23 protein-coding genes are annotated in these 19,197 nt (G+C 69.4%); 12 read left to right on the top strand and 11 right to left on the bottom strand.

Features of this window, described 5'->3' with window-relative positions:
* The first annotated feature begins 52 nt into the window (after positions 1 to 52).
* Entirely contained in the window at positions 53 to 436 is a 384-nt protein-coding gene (locus U5918_RS12880; protein WP_336001759.1) for a winged helix-turn-helix domain-containing protein, read from the top strand.
* A 26-nt stretch (positions 437 to 462) separates the two neighbouring features.
* Complete coding sequence (locus U5918_RS12875; protein ID WP_336001758.1) at positions 463 to 717, top strand: hypothetical protein; 255 nt, start codon at positions 463 to 465, stop codon at positions 715 to 717.
* An 18-nt stretch (positions 718 to 735) separates the two neighbouring features.
* Here U5918_RS12875 and thiL read toward each other — a convergent pair whose 3' ends face one another.
* The gene (gene thiL / locus U5918_RS12870) at positions 736 to 1,614 is read right to left on the bottom strand and encodes a thiamine-phosphate kinase (RefSeq protein ID WP_336001757.1); all 879 of its coding nucleotides are present in this window, start codon (positions 1,612 to 1,614) and stop codon (positions 736 to 738) included.
* Positions 1,615 to 1,701: 87 nt separating this feature from the next.
* Between thiL and U5918_RS12865 the strand changes: the two genes are divergently transcribed.
* The 5 genes from U5918_RS12865 to hisS all read left to right on the top strand — a co-directional run bounded on the left by U5918_RS12865 (position 1,702) and on the right by hisS (position 5,821).
* Positions 1,702 to 2,739 carry a lysylphosphatidylglycerol synthase transmembrane domain-containing protein gene (locus U5918_RS12865; RefSeq protein ID WP_336001756.1) on the top strand — a complete coding sequence of 346 codons (1,038 nt, stop codon included), beginning with the start codon at positions 1,702 to 1,704 and terminating at the stop codon, positions 2,737 to 2,739.
* A gap of 56 nt (positions 2,740 to 2,795) precedes the next feature.
* Complete coding sequence (locus tag U5918_RS12860; protein ID WP_336001755.1) at positions 2,796 to 3,257, top strand: 30S ribosomal protein S19e; 462 nt, start codon at positions 2,796 to 2,798, stop codon at positions 3,255 to 3,257.
* Between the two features lie 276 nt (positions 3,258 to 3,533).
* Positions 3,534 to 3,884, top strand: coding sequence for a DNA-binding protein (locus U5918_RS12855; RefSeq protein WP_336001754.1), 351 nt, complete (start codon positions 3,534 to 3,536; stop codon positions 3,882 to 3,884).
* A complete protein-coding gene (locus U5918_RS12850; protein WP_336001753.1) occupies positions 3,885 to 4,478 on the top strand; it encodes a DUF7411 family protein in 594 nt (197 codons plus the stop codon).
* A 38-nt stretch (positions 4,479 to 4,516) separates the two neighbouring features.
* Positions 4,517 to 5,821: a histidine--tRNA ligase gene (hisS, locus tag U5918_RS12845; RefSeq protein WP_336001752.1), complete on the top strand. Its 1,305-nt coding sequence runs from the start codon at positions 4,517 to 4,519 to the stop codon at positions 5,819 to 5,821.
* A gap of 34 nt (positions 5,822 to 5,855) precedes the next feature.
* Here hisS and U5918_RS12840 read toward each other — a convergent pair whose 3' ends face one another.
* Positions 5,856 to 6,137, bottom strand: a complete 282-nt coding sequence (locus tag U5918_RS12840; protein ID WP_336001751.1) for a WNWW family protein — start codon at positions 6,135 to 6,137, stop codon at positions 5,856 to 5,858.
* 105 nt (positions 6,138 to 6,242) lie between these two features.
* Between U5918_RS12840 and U5918_RS12835 the strand changes: the two genes are divergently transcribed.
* The 3 genes from U5918_RS12835 to U5918_RS12825 all read left to right on the top strand — a co-directional run bounded on the left by U5918_RS12835 (position 6,243) and on the right by U5918_RS12825 (position 8,064).
* The gene (locus tag U5918_RS12835; RefSeq protein WP_336001750.1) at positions 6,243 to 6,629 is read left to right on the top strand and encodes a 30S ribosomal protein S6e; all 387 of its coding nucleotides are present in this window, start codon (positions 6,243 to 6,245) and stop codon (positions 6,627 to 6,629) included.
* Position 6,630: 1 nt separating this feature from the next.
* Positions 6,631 to 7,062 (top strand): DUF7112 family protein, encoded by a 432-nt coding sequence (locus tag U5918_RS12830; RefSeq protein WP_336001749.1) that lies wholly within the window; start codon positions 6,631 to 6,633, stop codon positions 7,060 to 7,062.
* Between the two features lie 132 nt (positions 7,063 to 7,194).
* On the top strand, positions 7,195 to 8,064 hold the full coding sequence (locus U5918_RS12825; RefSeq protein ID WP_336001748.1) for a CheF family chemotaxis protein: 870 nt from the start codon (positions 7,195 to 7,197) through the stop codon (positions 8,062 to 8,064).
* Positions 8,065 to 8,139: 75 nt separating this feature from the next.
* Here the strand turns inward: U5918_RS12825 and yciH are convergent, their stop codons facing one another.
* The 5 genes from yciH to U5918_RS12800 form a co-directional block, all read right to left on the bottom strand.
* Positions 8,140 to 8,433 carry a stress response translation initiation inhibitor YciH gene (gene yciH / locus U5918_RS12820; RefSeq protein ID WP_247005958.1) on the bottom strand — a complete coding sequence of 98 codons (294 nt, stop codon included), beginning with the start codon at positions 8,431 to 8,433 and terminating at the stop codon, positions 8,140 to 8,142.
* A gap of 80 nt (positions 8,434 to 8,513) precedes the next feature.
* Complete coding sequence (locus U5918_RS12815; RefSeq protein WP_336001747.1) at positions 8,514 to 10,703, bottom strand: transglutaminase TgpA family protein; 2,190 nt, start codon at positions 10,701 to 10,703, stop codon at positions 8,514 to 8,516.
* Positions 10,700 to 11,752: a DUF58 domain-containing protein gene (locus U5918_RS12810; RefSeq protein ID WP_336001746.1), complete on the bottom strand. Its 1,053-nt coding sequence runs from the start codon at positions 11,750 to 11,752 to the stop codon at positions 10,700 to 10,702. Before U5918_RS12810 ends, U5918_RS12815 begins: the two co-directional genes overlap by 4 nt.
* Positions 11,749 to 12,711: an AAA family ATPase gene (locus U5918_RS12805; RefSeq protein WP_336001745.1), complete on the bottom strand. Its 963-nt coding sequence runs from the start codon at positions 12,709 to 12,711 to the stop codon at positions 11,749 to 11,751. The genes U5918_RS12810 and U5918_RS12805 overlap by 4 nt, the downstream gene beginning before the upstream one ends.
* A gap of 184 nt (positions 12,712 to 12,895) precedes the next feature.
* Positions 12,896 to 13,246, bottom strand: coding sequence for a DUF7573 domain-containing protein (locus U5918_RS12800; RefSeq protein WP_336001744.1), 351 nt, complete (start codon positions 13,244 to 13,246; stop codon positions 12,896 to 12,898).
* Positions 13,247 to 13,326: 80 nt separating this feature from the next.
* On the opposite strand from U5918_RS12800, the gene U5918_RS12795 reads away from it, so the two are divergent.
* On the top strand, positions 13,327 to 13,542 hold the full coding sequence (locus U5918_RS12795; RefSeq protein ID WP_336001743.1) for a DUF8024 family protein: 216 nt from the start codon (positions 13,327 to 13,329) through the stop codon (positions 13,540 to 13,542).
* Here the strand turns inward: U5918_RS12795 and U5918_RS12790 are convergent.
* Together U5918_RS12790 and U5918_RS12785 are read right to left on the bottom strand one after the other, a co-directional pair.
* Positions 13,511 to 14,479 (bottom strand): 5,10-methylenetetrahydromethanopterin reductase, encoded by a 969-nt coding sequence (locus U5918_RS12790; RefSeq protein WP_336001742.1) that lies wholly within the window; start codon positions 14,477 to 14,479, stop codon positions 13,511 to 13,513. The genes U5918_RS12795 and U5918_RS12790 overlap by 32 nt on opposite strands.
* Positions 14,476 to 15,234: a coenzyme F420-0:L-glutamate ligase gene (locus tag U5918_RS12785; RefSeq protein WP_336001741.1), complete on the bottom strand. Its 759-nt coding sequence runs from the start codon at positions 15,232 to 15,234 to the stop codon at positions 14,476 to 14,478. The genes U5918_RS12790 and U5918_RS12785 overlap by 4 nt, the downstream gene beginning before the upstream one ends.
* A 349-nt stretch (positions 15,235 to 15,583) precedes the next feature.
* On the opposite strand from U5918_RS12785, the gene U5918_RS12780 reads away from it, so the two are divergent.
* Positions 15,584 to 15,958, top strand: coding sequence for a hypothetical protein (locus tag U5918_RS12780; protein ID WP_336001740.1), 375 nt, complete (start codon positions 15,584 to 15,586; stop codon positions 15,956 to 15,958).
* Between the two features lie 19 nt (positions 15,959 to 15,977).
* Here U5918_RS12780 and U5918_RS12775 read toward each other — a convergent pair whose 3' ends face one another.
* Together U5918_RS12775 and U5918_RS12770 are read right to left on the bottom strand one after the other, a co-directional pair.
* Positions 15,978 to 17,786 (bottom strand): Abi-alpha family protein, encoded by a 1,809-nt coding sequence (locus U5918_RS12775; RefSeq protein ID WP_336001739.1) that lies wholly within the window; start codon positions 17,784 to 17,786, stop codon positions 15,978 to 15,980.
* On the bottom strand, positions 17,783 to 19,063 hold the full coding sequence (locus tag U5918_RS12770) for a DUF445 domain-containing protein (RefSeq protein ID WP_336001738.1): 1,281 nt from the start codon (positions 19,061 to 19,063) through the stop codon (positions 17,783 to 17,785). Before U5918_RS12770 ends, U5918_RS12775 begins: the two co-directional genes overlap by 4 nt.
* Positions 19,064 to 19,197 lie beyond the last annotated feature (134 nt).

Raw genomic sequence — 19,197 nt, 5'->3', positions numbered from 1 at the left:
CCCGCGGAAAGGTGTCCAACGAATTTAACACCCTCCGCGACCAAGGGAGGGTATGTCGAGTCAGGAGACCGAGGATAGCGGAAAGCCGGGACTGGCGGAACTCCGGGACGAGTACCCGAGCGGGTGGCGCGTCCTCACCCAGCACGACAGCGTCGGCTACATGGTCGACGCGCTAATGGACGCCCCCGACTATCACTTCAGCAAGTCGAAGCTGGCGGAAAAGGCCGGCGTGAGTCGCCAGTCCGTACACACGCATCTCGACCTGCTTCTCCGTCTGGATATCGTCGAGACAGTCGACGACACGTCCCCCGAGAAGTACAGACTCAACTCTGAGGACGAACTCGTCAGAGAACTTCACCGGCTGAACGGACTGGTCAACGAGAAGCTCGACCCCGCGCAGGGATGGACGGACGGGCCCGAATCGTCTGGAAGTTAGCCCGAAATCACACGTGGGGGACACCGATGGACGCTGATACGTTGATCCGGGTGACTGCGACCGACGAAGACCACGACGAAATGCGTGGCCACCTCGAGGACGCGCTCGATCTACCGTTTGTGTCCCGCGGGGCGGACGGGATCTACATCCCGAACGGCCAACGAGCGCACGTCGAGGCAGGGAACTGGCTCCGAGAACACACGGAGCGACAGGACTTCGTTATCGCGAACACCCTCTCTCGCCTCCCGCCCGAGTGGCCGGACGATGGCGACGATTCGTGATACCGGGGACGACCAACGTCACTCCCCGTGCGTGTACCCGCGATCCGGCAGCGGCGCGCCGTCGAGCGTGACCGTCCCCTCGTCGTCGGTCACGGTCCCGATCTCCGTTATCGACACGTCACACACGTCCCGGAGCCCCGGCAGCGCCTCCGGCGGGGCGGTGAAGACGAGTTCGAAGTCCTCGCCGAAGAAGACGCCGAGTTCGCGGCGGTCGGCGGCGTCCTCGGCCACCTCGTCGACGGCCTCGTCGATCGGGAGCGGTGTCTCGACGGCGAACCCGCAGTCGCTCGCCTCGGCCACCTGGTGGAGCGAGCGCGACAGCCCGTCGCTGGAGTCGATCATCGCCGTAGCGCTGGCGGAGATGGCCAGGCCGGGGACGACGCGAGGGGTGAACCGGAAGAGGTCGTTGGCCCACTCGTGATCACCGCGGCGGAACAGGCGGATCGCGGCGGCGCTGCGGCCGAGGGTTCCGGTCACGCAGACGGCGTCGCCAGGCCGGGCCCCGGAGCGGCGGACGGGGTCGCTCGTCCGGCCGAGGGCGGTGGTGGCGACGGTGAACTCCTGGTGGCTGTCGAGGTCGCCGCCGACGTACTCGGCCTCGACGTAGCCGCAGACGTCGCGCGCACCGTCGACGAAGGCGGTCAGCTCCTCGGCGTCGAAGGCGGGGGCGGCGTAGACGGCGACGGCGGCGGTCGCCTCGGCGCCCATCGCGGCCACGTCGGACAGCGACGCGGCGACGGCGCGCCAGCCGGCGGTGTACCTGGTCGTGCCGTCGGGGAAGTCGGTGGTCTCGTGGAGCATGTCCGTGGTGAGGACCTGCTCGCCGACGACGGCCGCGTCGTCGCCCGCGGTCGGGAGGGCTTCGGCGAGCATCGAGAGCGCCGCCGATTCGTCCATACCGACCCCCTTCGGACCCGTCCCTAAAGAACCTCCCTCTCGGCGGGAGTCGGAGGCTTCAAGCGGCGACCGGTACAGGTGGCGCGTATGGACGGGGAGCGAGGCGCGACGGTACTGGGCTTTGCCGTCGCAATCGTCGTCCTCGGAGCGCTGTTCTGGGCCGCCGGGATCGACGAGGTGCTGGCGGCGCTCGGATCCGCGACGCTCTCCCTCACCGCCCTCGTGATCCCCGTGGCCCTCGTCTGGCTCACGGCCTGGGGCATGGCGCTGCACACGGTGCTCGGCGCGCTCGAGACGCCAGTCGGGGCCCCGACGGCCGTCCTGGTGTTCGCCTCGGCGATGTTCGCCAACAACGTCACGCCGTTCGGACAGGCCGGCGGCGAGCCGCTGTCGGCCCTGTTGATCTCCGAGGCCGCCGACACCGAGTACGAGACGGGCCTGGCCGCCATCGCGTCGGTCGACGCGTTGCACTTCCTGCCCTCGATCGGCCTGGCGACGGTCGGGCTGGCCTTCTTCGGCGTCCAGACCGTGTCGCTCGGGCGGAACCTGCTGCTGGCGGCCGGTGCCGTCGCGACGCTCGCCGTGGTCGTCCCGGTGGCGGCCGTCCTCGGCTGGCGGTACCGGTACGGGCTCGAATCGGCCGTCGTCAGCGTTCTCACACCGGTGATCCGCACCGTCGGGCGCGTGTTGCCGCGGCGGGAGCCGCTCGATCCCGCGGTGATCGAGACGCGCATCGAGGGCTTTTTCGGTGCGATCGACCGCGTGGCCGCCAGCCGACAGACGATCCTGCTGGCGCTGGGGTTCTCGCTCGCTGGCTGGATTACCCTTGCCGGGTCGCTGTGGCTGTCGGTGTACGCGCTCGGGATCACGATCCCCTTCGCGGCCGCGCTGGTCGTGATCCCGGTCGGGTCGATCGCAGGCGTGACGCCGCTGCCGGGCGGGCTCGGTGGGATCGAGGTCGCCTTCGTCGCGCTGTTGATCTCGACGACGGGGATCCCCGCGGCGACGGCGAGCGCCGCGGTGGTGATCCACCGGGCGGCGACCTATTGGCTGCCGACGCTGCTCGGGGGCGGGACGGCGGCGGCGCTCTGGGCCCGTCGGAGTGCCCAGCGCCGCGCCGGGTGAGCGGCGACGGGACGCTAACGATGCGCTTTTATGACGCCACGGGGAACCAGTGAGCAATGACGACGCTCTACGACGTGCCCGCCGAGGATCTCATCGAGGCGGTCGCCGAGCGACTCGAGGAGGAAGACGCCGTAACCGAACCCGACTGGGCCCGCTACACGAAGACCGGGGCCGGGCGCGAACTCCCGCCCGAGCAGGAGGACTTCTGGGCGCGCCGCGCCGCCAGCCTCCTGCGGAAGGTGGCCGTCGAGCAGCCCATCGGCGTCGAGCGCCTGCGCAGCGAGTACGGCGACTCCGTCAACGGCTCGACCCGCTACCGGGTCCGCCCGAAGAACAACACCGACGCGTCCGGGAACATCATCCGGACCGCCCTCCAGCAGCTCGAGGAGGCCGGCTACGTCGACATCGCGAAGGGCGAGGGCCGCAAGGTTTCCCCCGAGGGCAAGAGCCTCCTCGACGACACGGCCGGGCAGGTCCTCCAGGACCTCGATCGTCCGGAACTCGAACGCTACGCCTGAGGCGGTCTTTCTTTCGTTTTCGCCAGTCGGGTAGCTGCGGTGCTGTCGCGGTAGCGGAGGAGGTAGCTGTCGCGGTGGCGGTAGCTGTCGCGGTCGGCGGCCAGCATCCGGCGCGCAGCGCGCGCCGGTTCACTCCGCGCGACCGGAGGGAGCGCGGAGAGGTTTTTCGCCCACGTTTTTGCAGAGGGGGTGCGCGAACGGAGTGAGCGCATCCCCCTGCAGTAAAAAGGTGGTCCGTTAGGGTTTTGCGACTGACGCGACAACGTTGGGGTAGTCATGAGTGGCGAGCCAGACGACGAGGAACTCGAACGGCTGCGACAGGAGAAAATGGAGAAGCTCCGCGAGCAGAAACAGGGCCAGGGCGGCGGCGAGGCCCAGGAGGCACAGCGCCAGCAGGCCGAGGCCCAGAAGAAGGCGCTGCTCCGCCAGCACCTGACCGACGGAGCGCGAAAGCGGCTGAACACGGTCAAGATGTCCAAGCCGCAGTTCGGCGAGCAGGTCGAACAGCAGGTGATCGCGCTGGCCCGGAGCGGCCGGATCCAGGGCAAGATCGACGAGGAGAAGATGAAAGAGCTGCTCTCGGAACTCAAGCCCGACTCGCAGAGCTTCGACATCCAGCGCCGGTAGATGGACGTCGGCGTCCTCTACAGCGGCGGGAAAGACTCGACGCTCGCCGCCCTGGTCCTGGATCCGTTCTACGAGGTGACGCTCGTCTCGGCGACGTTCGGGATCACCGACGCCGCCGAGCAGGCTCGCGAGTCCGCAGAGGCGGTCGGCTTTCCGCTGGAGACGATCGAGCTGGACGAGGACGTGGCGCGTGAGGCCGCCGCGCAGATGGTGGAGGACGGCTTCCCGCGCAACGGCATCCAGCACGTCCACGATCACGTCCTCGAGATCGTGGCCGCGGAGTCGTTTTCGGCCGTCGCCGACGGGACTCGCAGGGACGACCGCGTGCCGACGGTCTCGCGGGCACAGGCCCAGAGCCTCGAGGATCGCCACGACGTCGACTACATCGCGCCGCTGTCGGGGTTCGGTCGCGGGGCGGTCGACGACCTGGTCGACGCGCAACTGCTCGTCGAGGAGGGCCCGAGCGAGGAGATCCCCAAAGGGGATTACGAGGCGGAGTTGCGGGAGCTGATCCGCGAGGAGTACGACGAGGGGACGGTCGGCGAGGTGTTCCCCGCCCACGATCAGACGCGCGTGGTGGGGCTGCGGGAGTAACGGACAGATTCAAGCGCGCGGTGGGCAAAGCGGGGGACATGTACGACGGCCTGAAGGGCTTTCGCGATTTCTACCCCGCGGAGATGGGGCCCCGGCGAGAGGTCATCGACACGCTGGAGCGGACCGCTCGGCGCTACGGCTTCCGGGAGATCGGCACCCCCGCGATGGAGCGGACGGAGATGTACGTCGACAAGAGCGGCGAGGAGATCGTCGAGGAACTGTACGCCTTCGAGGACAAGGGCGGCCGCGAGGTGTCGCTGACGCCCGAACTCACGCCGACGGTCGCGCGGATGGTCGTCGGGAAACAGAAGGAACTCTCCAAGCCGATCAAGTGGGTCTCGACGCGGCCGTTCTGGCGGTACGAGCAGGTGCAGCAGGGCCGCTTCCGCGAGTTCTACCAGACCAACGTCGACATCTTCGGCTCCTCGGAGCCGGAAGCGGACGCGGAGGTACTCGCCTTCGCCGCCGACGCGCTGACGGACCTCGGGCTCACCGGGGAGGAGTTCGAGTTCCGCGTCTCCCACCGCGACATCCTGGGCGGGCTGCTGGAGGGGTTCGACGCCGACGTCGACACGCGCGCGGCGATCCGGGCGGTCGACAAGTCCGCGAAGATCGACGAGGAGGAGTACCACGGTCTGCTCCACGACGCGGGCCTCTCCTACGAGCAGGCTGCCGAGTTCGACGAGCTACTGGCCGTCGGGGAGGAGGACCTCGACGAGTTGATCGCGTTCGCGGGGACCGATCGGATCGAGGCGGCGGTGACGAACCTCCAGAACGTCCTCGACGCCGCGGCTGACTTCGGCGCCCGGGAGTACTGCACGCTCTCGCTCGAGACCGCGCGCGGGCTGGACTACTACACGGGCGTCGTCTTCGAGTGTTTCGACGCGACGGGCGAGGTCTCCCGGTCCGTCTTCGGCGGCGGTCGCTACGACGACCTCATCGAGAGCTTCGGCGGGCAGCCGACGCCGGCCGTGGGGGTCGCACCCGGCCTCGCGCCGCTCTCACTCTTGCTCCAGCGCGCGGGCGTCTGGCCCGACGAGTCGTTCACGACCGACTACTACGTCCTGAAGGTGGGGGACACCCGCACGGAGGCCGCGGAGATCACCCGCGAGTTGCGCGAGCGGGGGCACGTCGTCGAGACCGACCTCTCCGATCGGAGCTTCGGCGGCCAGCTGGACTACGCCGACTCGATGAACGCCGAGACGGTCGTCATCGTCGGCGAACAGGACCTCGAGGACGACGCGGTGACGGTCAAGGACATGGCCTCGGGCGACCAGCAGCAGGTGCCGCTGGCAGAGTTCCCCGGCGAGCACGACCGGCCGACGCTCGACGACTTCGAGTAAGGAGCGGCGGGTCGGTCGCCGACTGGTCGCCGGCTCAGTCCTTCACGGCCTCGGGACGGACGCGGAATCGGTTGTAGCCGCCGTGTGAGAGTTCGAGCGAGTCGAGCCACCAGTTCCACCGCTCGGCGAGGTCGTACTCGTCGGGGGCGTCCTCGAGGTTGTCGATCACGGCGTCGACGGTCAGCTCGAAGCCGAGTTCGGCCTCGATCTTCCCCGCGTCGGCGAGGTCGCGGGCCTGCCTGGCGACGACGCGCTGCGCTCGGTCGGTCCCCCCGAACGCCGCACCCAGTTCACGTTCCAGCGAATCTCGGTCCACACGCAGACTCGGCTCCGGACCCACTTGACGTTCTCGAACCCGACCGGCCGGGTGGGCCGGGCCCGTTCCGACGGGCTTTTTATCCGGGACGGTCTGAATCGACCAATGGCAGATTTCACCGTCGTCGTCGCGGATCCCGAGACCGGCGACACCTACCAGCTCGACGTGGACGGACAGGACGCCAACCGATTCATGGGCCGCGACCTCGGCGACGAGGTCGACGGGGGCGCGCTCGGCCTCGACGGCTACACCGTCGAACTCACCGGCGGCTCGGACAACGCCGGCCGCCCGATGCGCTCGGACGTGCGTGGGCCGGACCTGACCTCCCTGCTCTCGGACGGCGGGACCGGGTTCACCCCCAGCCGCAACGGTGAGCGCAAGCGCGTAACCGTCCGCGGCCGCGAGATCAGCGACGAGGTCCGACAGATCAACGCCAAGATCACCGAACGCGGCTCCGAGGACGTCGCCGACCTCCTGAGCGACGACGAGTAACGTGCCCGACCGTCTCCCGAGCGATCACGATGCCGTCGCGACCCACCGGGCGAGCCTCGAACGCGTCGGTCGCACCGACCGCCCGAAAGTCGTCGCGCCGGCCGACGCCGCCCTCCCGGCCGACGAGATCGTCCGCCTCGTTCTCGACGGGTCGACCTACCACGCGCGCGTCGAGACGAGTCTCGACGGCGACCCCGAGATCTCCGGGGCCTACGACACGCCGACCCTGGCCCGTGAGCCGGGCAGCGGCGAGAACCGCCTGGCCGAGTGGGTCGCCGAGGCCGACGTCTCGGTCGGCGGGTCGGTCCTGCTCGACGAGGTCACGTCGGAGTTCCAGTACGGGCTGCGGGCGCCCGGCGAGCGGACCGTCTACGAGGCTACCGAGAAGCCAAGCGACAGCCTCGCCGCCATCGCCGAGGACCTCACCGAGTGAGCGAACTCCCCGAACGCTCCGGGTTCGATACGCGCACAAACGTTTTGGGTGTCGACGCAGTGGTACGTGTACGGAAGACGCGCGCTAACTCACCACGGCCGGGGAGCGCGTACGCCACATAGACTCTCTAGCATGTCGGAATCAGTGATCGCGGATTTCGTGGGGAAATTCAACGCCAGCGCCTCCGATCGGGGGCAGCCGGCGACCGGCCGGATCCTCCTGAGCCAGAAGCGACTGGTGCTCGCGGGCGAGGGCGGCAAGACCACGATCCCGCTGTCCGACATCTTCGACGTGGCCGTCGGGCACGTCCCGCCGGACCTGGGCGATTTCTTCGACTCGACGGTGACCATCGCGTTTCGGCGGGGCGACAGACGCCACGTCGCGGCCGTCGAGGCCGACGACGGGAAGATCGGGAAGTTCTCGACCGTCCTGTTCAAGGCCCTGCTCAACGGGACCCGGACGACGGTCAAACACCCGGCCCGGGTGGGGGGCCGGGTCACCGACGAGACCTTTCACCCGGCGAAGCTCTATCTCGAACCCAAAACGGTCCGGTTCAAAGGTCCCGACTCGACGTTCGCCGTCGACCTCTCGACGGTGACCGACTTCGAGCGCGGCCGGCGGGACGTGAACGGCACCAAACAGGAGGTGCTGTCGGTCCGGCACATGCAGGACGGGCAGGCGATGACCTCGCTGGCCGCACTGGACAGTGCCCGGGAGATGAGCATCCTCGGGCGCTATCTCCGACTCGAGTACAGCGACATCGTCGCCGACCTCGCCGACATCTCGCTGTCCGAGCAGGAGACGGAACTGCTGGTCGCGGTCTACTCCACCGGGCCGGGCGTCTCGCTGGCCAACGTCGTCGACGTGGAACCGAGCCAGCTCGAGATGCTGCTGGCCGACATGCGCGAGAAGGAACTGATCGAGGACGGAGACGAGACGACGACGCTCACCGCCAAGGGGCGGATCGTGGTCAGCGACAAGCTGGAAGCCGTCAACTCCTGAGCGACCGGCGCGGTCGCTGTGGGGGCTGAAAACGAGCAAGTACCCGGCCCGACGAGCGGGCCGAAATGCGAGGGGTCAGGCCACGTTGAAGCCTTTCTCGCGGAGGAAATCCTCGACGCGTCCGGTGTGGTTGCCCTGGAGCTCGATGGAGCCGTCCTCGACCGTGCCACCGCAGGCGAACTTGGACTTCAGATCCGAAGACAGGCTGTCCATGTCCACGTCGCTGGGATCGAACCCTTCGATGACCGTTACCTCTTTTCCGTATCGGCGCTCGTCGATGCGAATGCTGATCTCCTGGGACTCTTTGGCGACGTCCTCGCAGACGCAGAGCTCCTCGGGCAGCCCGCACGTCGAGCAGACTTCCGACATTACAGGTCGAGGTAGGAAAGCGACGTATTAAACACCTTCGGGACCCGCGAAAGCATCCGCCAGCAAGCGGATTTCCGGGCTCATCCGAAGCGACCCCACCGCTCCCCGACGATCTCTCCTGCGGTGGCGACCGCGTCGTCCGCCTCGTCCGCCGTGACCCGGCCGGCATACTGGGCTCGCTCGTGGAGCCGGTAGAGTCGCGCCGTGGCCTCGTCGGCGTCGATGGCAGCCAGGTACTGCCGCGGCGTCTCGCCGGGCCGGCGCGGCCGCTCGGCCCGCGCGAGGACGTACTCGACCCGCTCGAACGCTCGCTGCACGTCGCGTTCCGGATCCCGGCGGGGTTGCCAGCGGAGCCATACCGCCCGGTAGGCGCGGTCGGTCAGACCGGTCCGGCGCGCGCCCGCGACGGCCCCGCCGAGGACGACCAGCACGAGCGCCGCTTCCTCGCGCGAGGGGAGGTCCGGGAGCCCGCCGCCGCCGCGGGCGTCGTGGGTCGTCGGAACCGCCGACGCGTCGATTTCCTGTGCGGCGGTCGTGTTCCGCCCGTCGTCGTCGGCGCTCGTGGTCGGTTCGGTCGTCGTTTCCGGCTCGTCCGGAATCGGTGGGGCCGTCGTCTCCAGTTCGTCGTCGTCCTCGTCGCCGAAGTCACCACTGCCGCTGCCGTCGAGGGCATCTTGCTCGGCGTCCCGGCGGGGATCGGCCGGCGTCGGGTCGAACTGCACCCAGCCCACGTCGGGGACGTAGACCTCGACCCAGGCGTGTGAGTCCAGTCCGCGGACGACGTACTCGTCGTCGTCGACCTGCTCGCCGGGCGTGTAGCCGACGACGAACCGCGCGGGGACGTCCTGGGTCCGCAGCATCGTCACCATCGTCGTCGCGAAGTAGGTGCAGTAACCCTCGTCCATCTCGAACAGGAAGGTCGCGGCCACGTCCTCCTCGGGGCGCGCTACCTCGAGGGAGTAGCTCTTCTGGCTCTGGAGGTGCGACTGGATCGCCCGCGCCGTCTCGTAAGGGGAGTCCGCGCCGGCCGCGGCCGTGACCCGCTCCGTGCGCCGCGCGACGCGGTCGGGCGTGCTCGCCGGCAGATTCGTGTAGCGGTCTTCGATCGCCGGTGGGTAGTCCCTGCCGGCCCGACGGAGTCGGTCGGGCGACGCGACCGGCTGGCGGCTGACGACCGTGTAGCTGTCGCCGGGGGTGAGCCCCTGGGTCGGCCGGAGGCCGCCCATCGACGTCACCTCGGTCTCGTCGGCGCGGCTCTCGCTGACGGCGACCGGTTTCCAGGCCGCCGGGAGCACGTCGATCCGTGATTCGGCGGTGACCCGCTGCTGGATCACGCGCGACTCGCCCGGCGGCCCGGGCATCTCCCCGGGATAGTCGGCTTTCCCGCCGGTCCGCACCCAGCCGTCGCCCGTGTAGCGGTCGTAGGCCGCCGTCCGCCAGTAGGCCTCCTCGTCGCTCTCGACCCGGAAGCGGACCGCAGACGAGAGGCTGATCTCGCCCTGGATCGAGACGCGCTCGTCGGCGGTGATGAGACTGCCCTCGATGGTGTCGGTGCCGGCGTCGTCGAAGATCCCGAACGGCTGGTCGCTCCCCCCGGGGACGACGCTGACCGTCAGCGTCACGACTACGATGGCGGCGAGGACGATCGCCAGCGTCTCGACGGCGCGCGCGTCGCCGCCGAACCGTTCGAGCCGCCCGAACCCGACCGTCCCGACCGCGCCGAGCGCGCCCAGCAGCGCGACCAGCGTGCCGACGTCCCCCGTCAGGACGAAGAAGGAAAGCGCCGCGCCGCCGACGAAGGCGGTCGCCACGTATCGCCGCCGGAGAGCCAGGAACCAGGTCAGAAAGACCGGCGCCGGCGTGTACGCCAGTACGAACAGCTCGATCATCTGGAGGCGCAACACCGAGAGTCCCGTGAGCAGCGAGAACACGTCCCTCGCGATGCGCCCCTGCTGGGCGAAGACGTCCGCCGGCAGCGCCGACGCGTAGCTCCAGAGCCCCAGGACTAACAATCCGATCCCGACCGTCAGCGCGGTCCGCGCCCGCAGCACCTGCGAGAGCCCCGTCGCGACCACGAGCGTGGCGGCCACCACCAGGAGGAACGTATCGGGGTCGCCCACCACGTCGATGATCCCGTACAGCGGGAACGTGAACGAAAACAGCAACAGTCCCGCCGAGAGCAGCGCGAGGGCGCGCGGCCCGACCGCCGACTCCCGGTCGAGCCCCGTCGGGACGCCGCGGAGACCCCGCTCGCCCGGCTCGGTACTCATCGCCCCACCTCCCCGCGCGGGCGCTCGTCCCGGCCGACCGGGGCGGCGTGGGCGTCGTCGGCCCCCGGTGTCTCCTGTTCCGTCGGTTCGGGCGGCGTCCGAGCGATCGAGAGCGGGTGGTCCCGGCCGTCGACGGTCGCCGTCACGCCGTCCCCGTCGGCGTCGAGGACGACGTCGGCGCGCTTCCGGGCCGACTCGGACAGCCGGCCCGCGTCGGTCCGGGCGAGCAGTTCGAGGAGGTGCCGGCGGTGGGCCCTGCCGCGCCCGGGCGGCACCTCGCCGGCCGGACAGGAGACGCCGACCGAGAGGCCCGCCTCCAGGGCCAGCACCGCGAGACTGGCCACGCCGCTGGCCATCGCGTCGGTGTGGCCGGTCGCCGCCCCCGCCGCGAGGTGAAGGGTCGACTCCCGGCGCTCGCTGACGAACTGTTTGACCACGAGGTCGTCACCGCTGCGCTTGGCGCTCGACTTCCAGTGCACGTCGCGGAGCGGGTCGCCCGGCGCGTACTCGCGGATGCTGTCGAAGGCCTGTCGGTCGGTCGCGGTGTCGATACCCAGCAGCCGGGCGATGGCGTCGGTCTCCCGCAGGTCCACGAGTTGCGGGTAGACCAGCGCCGTGGCCGTCGCCTCGGGTTCGAAGGTGCGCACGAACAGCCCGAGCGCGTCGGTGACGATCACGCGCGGCGGGCCGAGTTCCCACTCGCCCCGCGCCCCGAGTTCGATCTCGTACTCGACCGTCGCGGGGAGCGTGACCCGGGCGTCGTACCCCGTCCCCGCCACGCCGGGCGCAATCGCGTCCGTCACCCGGGCGAGCGCCCCGCCGTCGACGGACAGGGCGACCGTCCTGGACTCGCCCGGGTGGCCCGGCGTCGGGTCGCTGCGCGTCACTTCGGGCGTGCCCGCGTGGTACACCTGGACCGCCCCCACCAGGAGCGTGAGCAGCGCCGGCGCCGCGAGGGCGTTCAGCGCGCGAGCGCCTGAGGCAGCGGCCATGGCGATGGCGGCAGCCGCGACCCCGGCGACCCCGAGGCTGCGGAGCGTCGGTCTCATTCGACCGCGACGGCGTCGAGGGCTTCGGCGACGATCTCCGCGCCCGTCCGGTCGGCCGTCGCCGTCCGCACCCGATGGGGCATGATCGCCGGCGCTTCGACCTGCACGTCGTCGGGGATCACGTAGTCCCGGTCCGCGAGGGCCGCCCGCGCCTGCGCGGCCCGGAGGAGGGCGATCGAGCCGCGGGGGCTCACACCCAGCTGGGCGTGCTCGCGGGTGTACCCCGCCAGGCGCGTGACGTAGGTCCGGATCGGTTCCTCGACGGTGATCTCGCCGACCGCCGCCCGGGCCGCCTCCAGGTCGGCGAGCGTCGCCACTGGCTCTAAGTCCTCGATCGGGTGGTTCCCCACGACGCGGCCGAGCATCGCCGCCTCCTCGGCCGCCTCCGGGTAGCCCAGGTGGAGTTTCTTCATGAACCGGTCGAGTTCGGCCATCGGGAGCTCGTAGGTCCGGTCGCGCTCGACGGTGTTCTGGGTCGCGATCACCGTGAACGGGTCGGGCATCTCGTGGGTGTCCCCGTCGACGGTGACCTGCTGTTCCTCCATGGCCTCGAGCAGCGCGCTCTGGGTCTTGGGCGGGGCGCGGTTGATCTCGTCGCCGAGGACGACGTTCGCGAAGACCGGGCCCGGCCGGAACTCGAACTCGCCGGTCTGCTGGTTGTAGACGTTGACGCCGGTGATGTCGGAGGGAAGCAGGTCCGGCGTGAACTGCACGCGTTTAAAAGAGCCGTCGAAGGAAGCCGCGATGGAGCGGGCGAGCATCGTCTTCCCGACGCCGGGGACGTCCTCCAGCAGAACGTGTCCCCGGCCGAGCACCGCGGTGAGGATGTGTTCGATCTCCTCGTCGTGGCCGACGATCACCTGGCCGACGTTGTCGGCGACCCGGCGCGCGAGTGCGCCGGCCGCCTCGACGGCGTCGGCCGTCTCCTGTCCGAGTGTCGTTGTGTCTGCGTCAGTCATAGCTGGGTAGCGGGGTACCCGGCAGGCGAGCGGGCGAGTCCCGCCTGCCGGAGGCGTCATCTTGCTCGACCCGACGAACTCCGGGTTCGTGCGTCGCCCGCGCGAAACCCCGTCCGCCGGTGTCTCTCACGTGCGTCGTTGGGACCGGTCCCACGTAATGTTGCTGTATCAGACGACTGACTGGTTACCACGCCTTGCAGTCGGCACAGACCAGGTCGTCGCCGTCGCGCCACCGACGGTCGGCCGATTCGCCACAGGCCGCACAGGCGGCCGGTTCGCCGCTCAACGCGTACGTCGAGACGGCCGGCGACGCCGCGTCGCTCCCGGTCGCCACCGTCTCCCCCGTCTCGTCCTCGGTCGCCGCGTCGGCATCGGTCTCGTCCGTTTCCTCGCTGGCGCCGTCGCCCTGCTCGGCTTCGTCATTCGGGTCAGAGTCGTCGCCCGGGTCAGTGTCGTCGCCCGGGTCGGCCTCGTCGCCCGGGTCGGCCTCGTCACCGCCCGCGTCCAGGAACTCGTCGAGCGAGGCGTCGTCCATGCCAGTCACTGGGGAGCGGGTCCCCTTAGAGGTTCGCGAAAACCACGACACACAAGTACCAGCCCTCGCTACCCGACGGTATGGCAGGACTCGTCGACATCGTCACCAGTCTCCCGGACCTGGCCCGGTTCATGACCGACGTCGCACTCAGCGACCCGATCAGCGCCGTCTTGCTGGCGCTCGGGACGCTCTTCTTCGCCGTGACCATCGGCTTCACGGGCTATCTCGCGCTCGGGGCCACCATTTCGGGCATCCTCCCGGACCTCAGCGGAGGACAGCCCCCGCGAGCTCGATAGCCCGCTCGAGATCCGGCCCCAGCGGCGCACCGACGACGAACCCGTCCGCGTACTCCAGTACGGCTTCGATCTCTGACTCGACCTTCGCGGGCGTGCCGGCGATGCAGAAGGCGTCGATCATCTCCTCGGTCACCAGCCCGAACGCCTCCGAGAACGAGCCGTTCTCGATGGCCGCGCCGATCTCGTCCGCCCGCTCGCGGTCCAGATCGTGTCTGTCGAGCACCGGCGGGGCCGCGCCGCCGGCGATGAACGCCACCGGCGGCCGGGCGGCCTCGCGGGCGGCGGCTTCGTCCTCGGCGATACTGACGCTCGCGTAGACGGCGAACTCGAACTGGCCCCGCTCGTCAGGGCGGTCGACGAGCCCCTGCTCGACCTGGTCGGCGGCCCACGCCACGTCGCGCGGGTGCGACCCGTTGTAGAGGACGCCGTCGGCGTGTTTCGCCGCCATCCGGATCATGTGCGGACCCTGCGCGCCGACGTACACCGGGATCTCGCCGGGGACCTCGTACTCCAGGTCGGCGTCGGCCGCGCGGAAGGTGCCGTCGACGTCGACGGACTCGCCCGCCCAGAGGTCCCGTGCGGTCTTGAACGTCTCCAGCACTCTCCGGAGGGGGCTGTCGCGCTCGACGCCCAGCGCCGACAGCGTCGAGCGGTCGCCCGGGCCGATCCCGAACACCGCTCGCCCGTCGCTGACCTCCTGGATCGTGGCGACCCGGGAGGCGAGTGCGACCGGGTGGGTATCGTAGGGGTTCGCCGCTGCCGGACCGAGCGCCACCTCGTCGGTGGCGTCGGCGATCCGGGAGAGCGCGACGTAGGGGTCGCGGTTGAAGTAGTGACACGACGCCAGGACGGTGTCGAAGCCGACCTGCTCCGCAGCGACGGCGAGATCGGTGACCTGTTCGATCGGATGCTCGGGGGTGAGTTCGATGCCTCTCATGAGTCGTCCTCGTACGTCCAGTCCTCCAGTGCCTGCCGGACCAGGTCGGCCTCGCGGTCCCGGAACAGTTCGTCGCTGCCCGCGTGGTCGCCGAACGACCAGTCCCGGATCACCGTGACGGGCGTGCCGCCGCCGCCCTCGCCGGCGACCAGATTGCTCGCCGCCGCGAGTTCGTCGACGACCGCCTGCACCGTGACGCCCAGTTCTCGGCCATCGCGGTCGGCCTCGCCCCGCCAGTCGCGGCTGGCGGGCATCCCGGCCCAGCCGACGGCGACGCCGCGCTGGCCGTGCCGGAATGGCCGTCCGGACGTGTCCGAGACGATCACCGGGACGTCGAGGGCTTCGTGGAGCGCCTGCGCGCTGGCGCCCGGGTCCTCCGGGAGCAAGAGCAGGTCTGCCTCGGGCACGTTCGAGCGGTCGATGCCCGCGTTGACGGTGACGTGGCCGAAGCGGGTCTTCGCGAGGAGGAACGGGGCATCGAGCACCAGGGCCTCGCTCTCCTCGATGACCGCCTGGGCGAACCGCGGGTCCTTCGCCTCGCCGGTCAGGGCCGTGATGCGGTCGGCGATCTCGCGGGCGCGCTCGCCCGGCTCGAAGTCCGACAGCGACGCCGTCCGACCCGCCGCCTTCGAGACGACCGTGCTGGCGACCACCACCACGTCGTCCGGGCGGAGGTCGATCCGGTCCGCGACGAGGGCGGCCAGGTCGTCGCCCGGCCGGATCTCGGGCAGCCCCGGGACCGCGATCACTTCCATACCCCCACTGGGGGGTGGGTCACAAAAAGGCACCCGCTACGAGCAAGGTCGGCCACCATCGCGGACGCGTCGCCCCGCCCCGCTCACCGACCGCGGCACGCGCGCGACCGACCACGCACGAGGCGTCCACCCACCGACCGCGGCAACGGCACCGCCACCCCCTTGCCATCGCACCGCGGAAAAACGGCCGGCTCTGTCCGGCCGACCTACCAGAATCCCATCATTCCCGAATAGCCGGCAGTTTTTAAGTATAGTATATAAAGTACCGGCTGTCGTGGCGGGCTATTATATCACTATTCAACGAACAATTCAAGTGCCGACGCGGCCGATAGTCAGGTAGGTGATCGAGATGGCGACTGCAACTCGTGGGCGGCGGCTCCCGGACGTGGACCTGAAAGTGCTCGTCCCGACGCTCGCCTTGATCGGGGTCGAACTGTGGTTCCTGGCGACCCAGACGCGGGCGCTGTTAGTACCGCTGATCTGGATGGCGCCGATGAACCTGCTGCTGGTGATGTACGCCGTCGAGGAGTCGCTCGCGCTGTCGATGGTCGCGATGGTGTTGTTCGTGGCGCGCTTTCTCTACCTCCCCTTCCTCCTCTTTGCCCCCATGAACAGCTTCCTGGTGTTCTACGCGCTGTTCATGGCCCCCGTCGACGTGGTGATCGTGGGGTACATGATCACCGCCGCCGGCCGACGGTTCCGCGGGACCGCGTCCACGGCCTGACGCCAGCTGTTCGCCGAAATCAGTCCTTCTCGGTCGGTTTCGACGGGTCGAAGGCATCCGGCGGGGGTTCGGCCTCCGGGAACTCTGGCCGGTCGGCCTCGCGCTCGTCCGGGGTGACGGGCGTCTCGTAGACGCCGGCGGCCGTCTCGACGACCACCTCGACGGGGAGCACCTCCCGGCAAAAGTCCACGCCGAAGGGCGTCAGGTGGATGCTCCGGCGGATGATCCGCGCCCGGCGGGCCTCCTCGATGGCCTCGTCGACCTCGGGCTGGGCCTGCAACACCTGGTAGTCGTTGACGTCCTCGACCGGTTCGTCGGAGAACCAGATCAGGCCCAGGCGCTTGAGGTTGTTCAGGTAGGCGTGGGTCCGGTCGCCGTGCTGGCAGCCCGCCTCGTCGCCGATCATCGTCAGCCCGGCCGCGATCAGTTCCGAAGACAGCGGGACGAAGCCGACGTCGCGGACGTCGATGGAGGGTTGGCGGCCCTCCGTCGCCAGCAGCCGCAGGATGCGCACCTCGTCGGGCGCCACCTGGTCGAGGATCGACGCGTAGGCCGGGTGAACCTCCTCGACGTAGTCCACGTCGGCCGACGCCTCCATCAGCCGCGCGCCCTTCCGTCGGAGGCGATCGCGGTCCGCCGGCAACGTGTCCGTCTCGCGCTCGACGTCCGCGTCGTCGGGCTCGAAGCCCGTATCGATGCCCATTCGGTCCAGTTCGCCCAGCGTGATCGACCGCACCTCCTCGACGAGGTCGACCATCGACTCCGACGTGACGGCTGCCCTGACCAGTCGCGGCCCGGTCCGGACCCCCGACCGCACGGAGTAGCCCGACGACCGCTGGAGGGCGGCCGCGCCGATCCGGGCGACCCGGAACGAGTCGTCGATGTCGCCCGCCTTGTCTTGCAGCGACGACCGGTCCACGTCTGCGATGTCCGGTGGCGAGAACACGTCCTCGTCGACGGAGGGGTCGAGCAGGTGCGACATGACCGAGTCGACCGACGAGAGCGGATCGCTGGAGTCGCTGGCCGGATCGGCCAGGTCCGCGACGGCCGCGTCGAGCGAGGAGACCAGTTCGTCCGTGTCGGTCGAGGGGTCGAACAGCTTGGTGACCGTCGAGTCCAGCGTCGAGAACACCTCCTCCGAGTCGCTCGACGGGTCCGTCAGCGTCGCCAGGGCGGCGTCGAACAGCGTGAACGCCTCCTCGATCCCCTGCTCGGGCGCCGTCGGGTCCGCCATCGCCGACTCGATCACCGAGAGGACCCCCGTCGTCTCCGTCGCCGCCGACCCCGTCGGATCGACGATGGCCGTGTTAAGCACCGAGAGGACGTCCTCCGTGGCCGCCGGCTCGACCGGATTCACCACAGTGTCCTCCAGGACGGAGAGCAGCCGCTCGGTCTCGGTCGGGTCGACCGGTGTCGGCGTCACGATGGACTGCTCTAACACCGACAGGACCTGGTCGACCTGGTCCGGACCGAGATCGCCGCCCCGGTCGCCGACCGCCCCGTCGAGGACGTCGAACACCTGGGTGACCGTCGTGGGATCGAGGGGTTCGACGTCCTCGGCCACGTCGCCGGTCGCGATCCCGTCCAGTGGACCGGCCGAGTCGCCGGTGTCTGCGCTCCGGGCGGCCCCGCGGTCGGCCCGGGCTGTCGAGGGCTCGTCCGCAGCGGTATCGTCCGCAGCGGTATCGTCCGCGGCGGTATCGTCCGTGGCCGACCCCCTGGTCGTGCCACCGGCGGTCTCCCGTTCGATCTCGTCGACCCAGTCGTCGTTGACGGCCCCCTCCGTCTCGAACTCCTCGGTCGGGCTGTCGTCGTCGAAGTCGCTCATATCGTGGTCACCACCAGTAGCTGGATCCACCCCGCGACGAACCCGAGCGCCGCCCCGATGCCGATGAGCAGCCACTCGTCTTCCTTGAAAGCAGAACGCAGCGTCATGGTAAAGTCTTGTGGGGGTAACTCCTGCATCCGGCTCGAGATCAGGTGCTGGATCGCGACGCTCCGTTCCCGGTTGAAGTCGCTGTCCTTGAGCGGTTCGAGCCCGTACTCGACGCCCTCGGTCGCCAGCGCCTCCCGGATCTCCTCGTAGCGACGGTCGCCCGTCGCGATCCGGACGACCGGAGCCACCATCCCGAGGGCCTCGTCGAGCGAGGGCCGGATCGCCTCCTCGATCAACTGCCGGGTCCGGTCCGAACGCTTCCCGTACAGCAGGTTCTCCGTGACGTTGCCGATCGTGATGATCTCCTCGGCGACGATCTCGGCGTAGCGCTCGGAGACCTCCTCCTGGCGCTGGATGAACAGTCCCTGGATCGTGAACGGCCCGATCTCGATCGGCTCTTGCGGGTTGAAGATGGCCTTGATCGCGATGTAGTTCGTGAAGTAGCCCACGAACACCCCCGAGACCGGGAGCACCCACCACGCGCCCCCGAAGAACACGAAGAGGGGGATCGAGAACACGCCCAAAAGCGTCCCGAAGTAGAAGCCGGAGTTGACCAGGAACTGCAGTTCCTCCTCGCCGACCTCCAGGAACAGTCGGTTGAGCAGTTCGGGGTGCTCGTCCAGGTAGTCGATCACCATCAGTTTCAGGCTCAGCAGTTCGTCGATGTGCTCGGCCGTCGCCTGGACGATCCGGTCGGTGACTGCCGGAAGCTGGTCTTCGATCTGCGAGTGGACGAACTTCCGGGAGCCGTCCGGGATACTGCTCCAGACCACTGGCTGCTCCCGGCTCATCAGGTCGTCGACGTAGGCGTGGACGTTGTCCCTGGACTCGGTGACGATGTGCTGGGCGATCCGGTCGGGGTCGAACCGCTCGTAGAACTCCCGCTGGCTCGCGAGTTTGGCGATGGAGGTGTCGTATGCGATGCTCCCCATCTTCGCCGATCTGGAGGGAATGATCCCCTGCCAGCCGATCTTGCCCTCCATCACCCCCGGGATCTGCTGGATCTTCATCGGGAGCATCGGCGCCAGTTGCTTCAGGCCGGGCATCTTGAACCCGTGGAAATCCAGCGGGTGAAAGAGGAGTCGGATTCCGACCCAGTTGGTGACGTACCCGATGATCCCGGTGATCGGCGGGATCAACACCAGCGTCCAGTCGATCGAGGGGACCATCTCGGCTCAGTCACCCCTCGCGGGACGCGGTGGCCGGTCGCCGTCGGTCCGGTCACCGTCGTCGCTTCGCCGTCGCTCCCCCCGGTGCTCGTTGTGCCCCCACATCCGTCTCGTGACTGTACTGTCTCGGTCGT

The organism is Halorientalis sp. LT38, from assembly GCF_037031225.1.
Taxonomy (GTDB): domain Archaea; phylum Halobacteriota; class Halobacteria; order Halobacteriales; family Haloarculaceae; genus Halorientalis; species Halorientalis halophila.
This window is presented reverse-complemented; position numbering and strand designations above follow the sequence as displayed.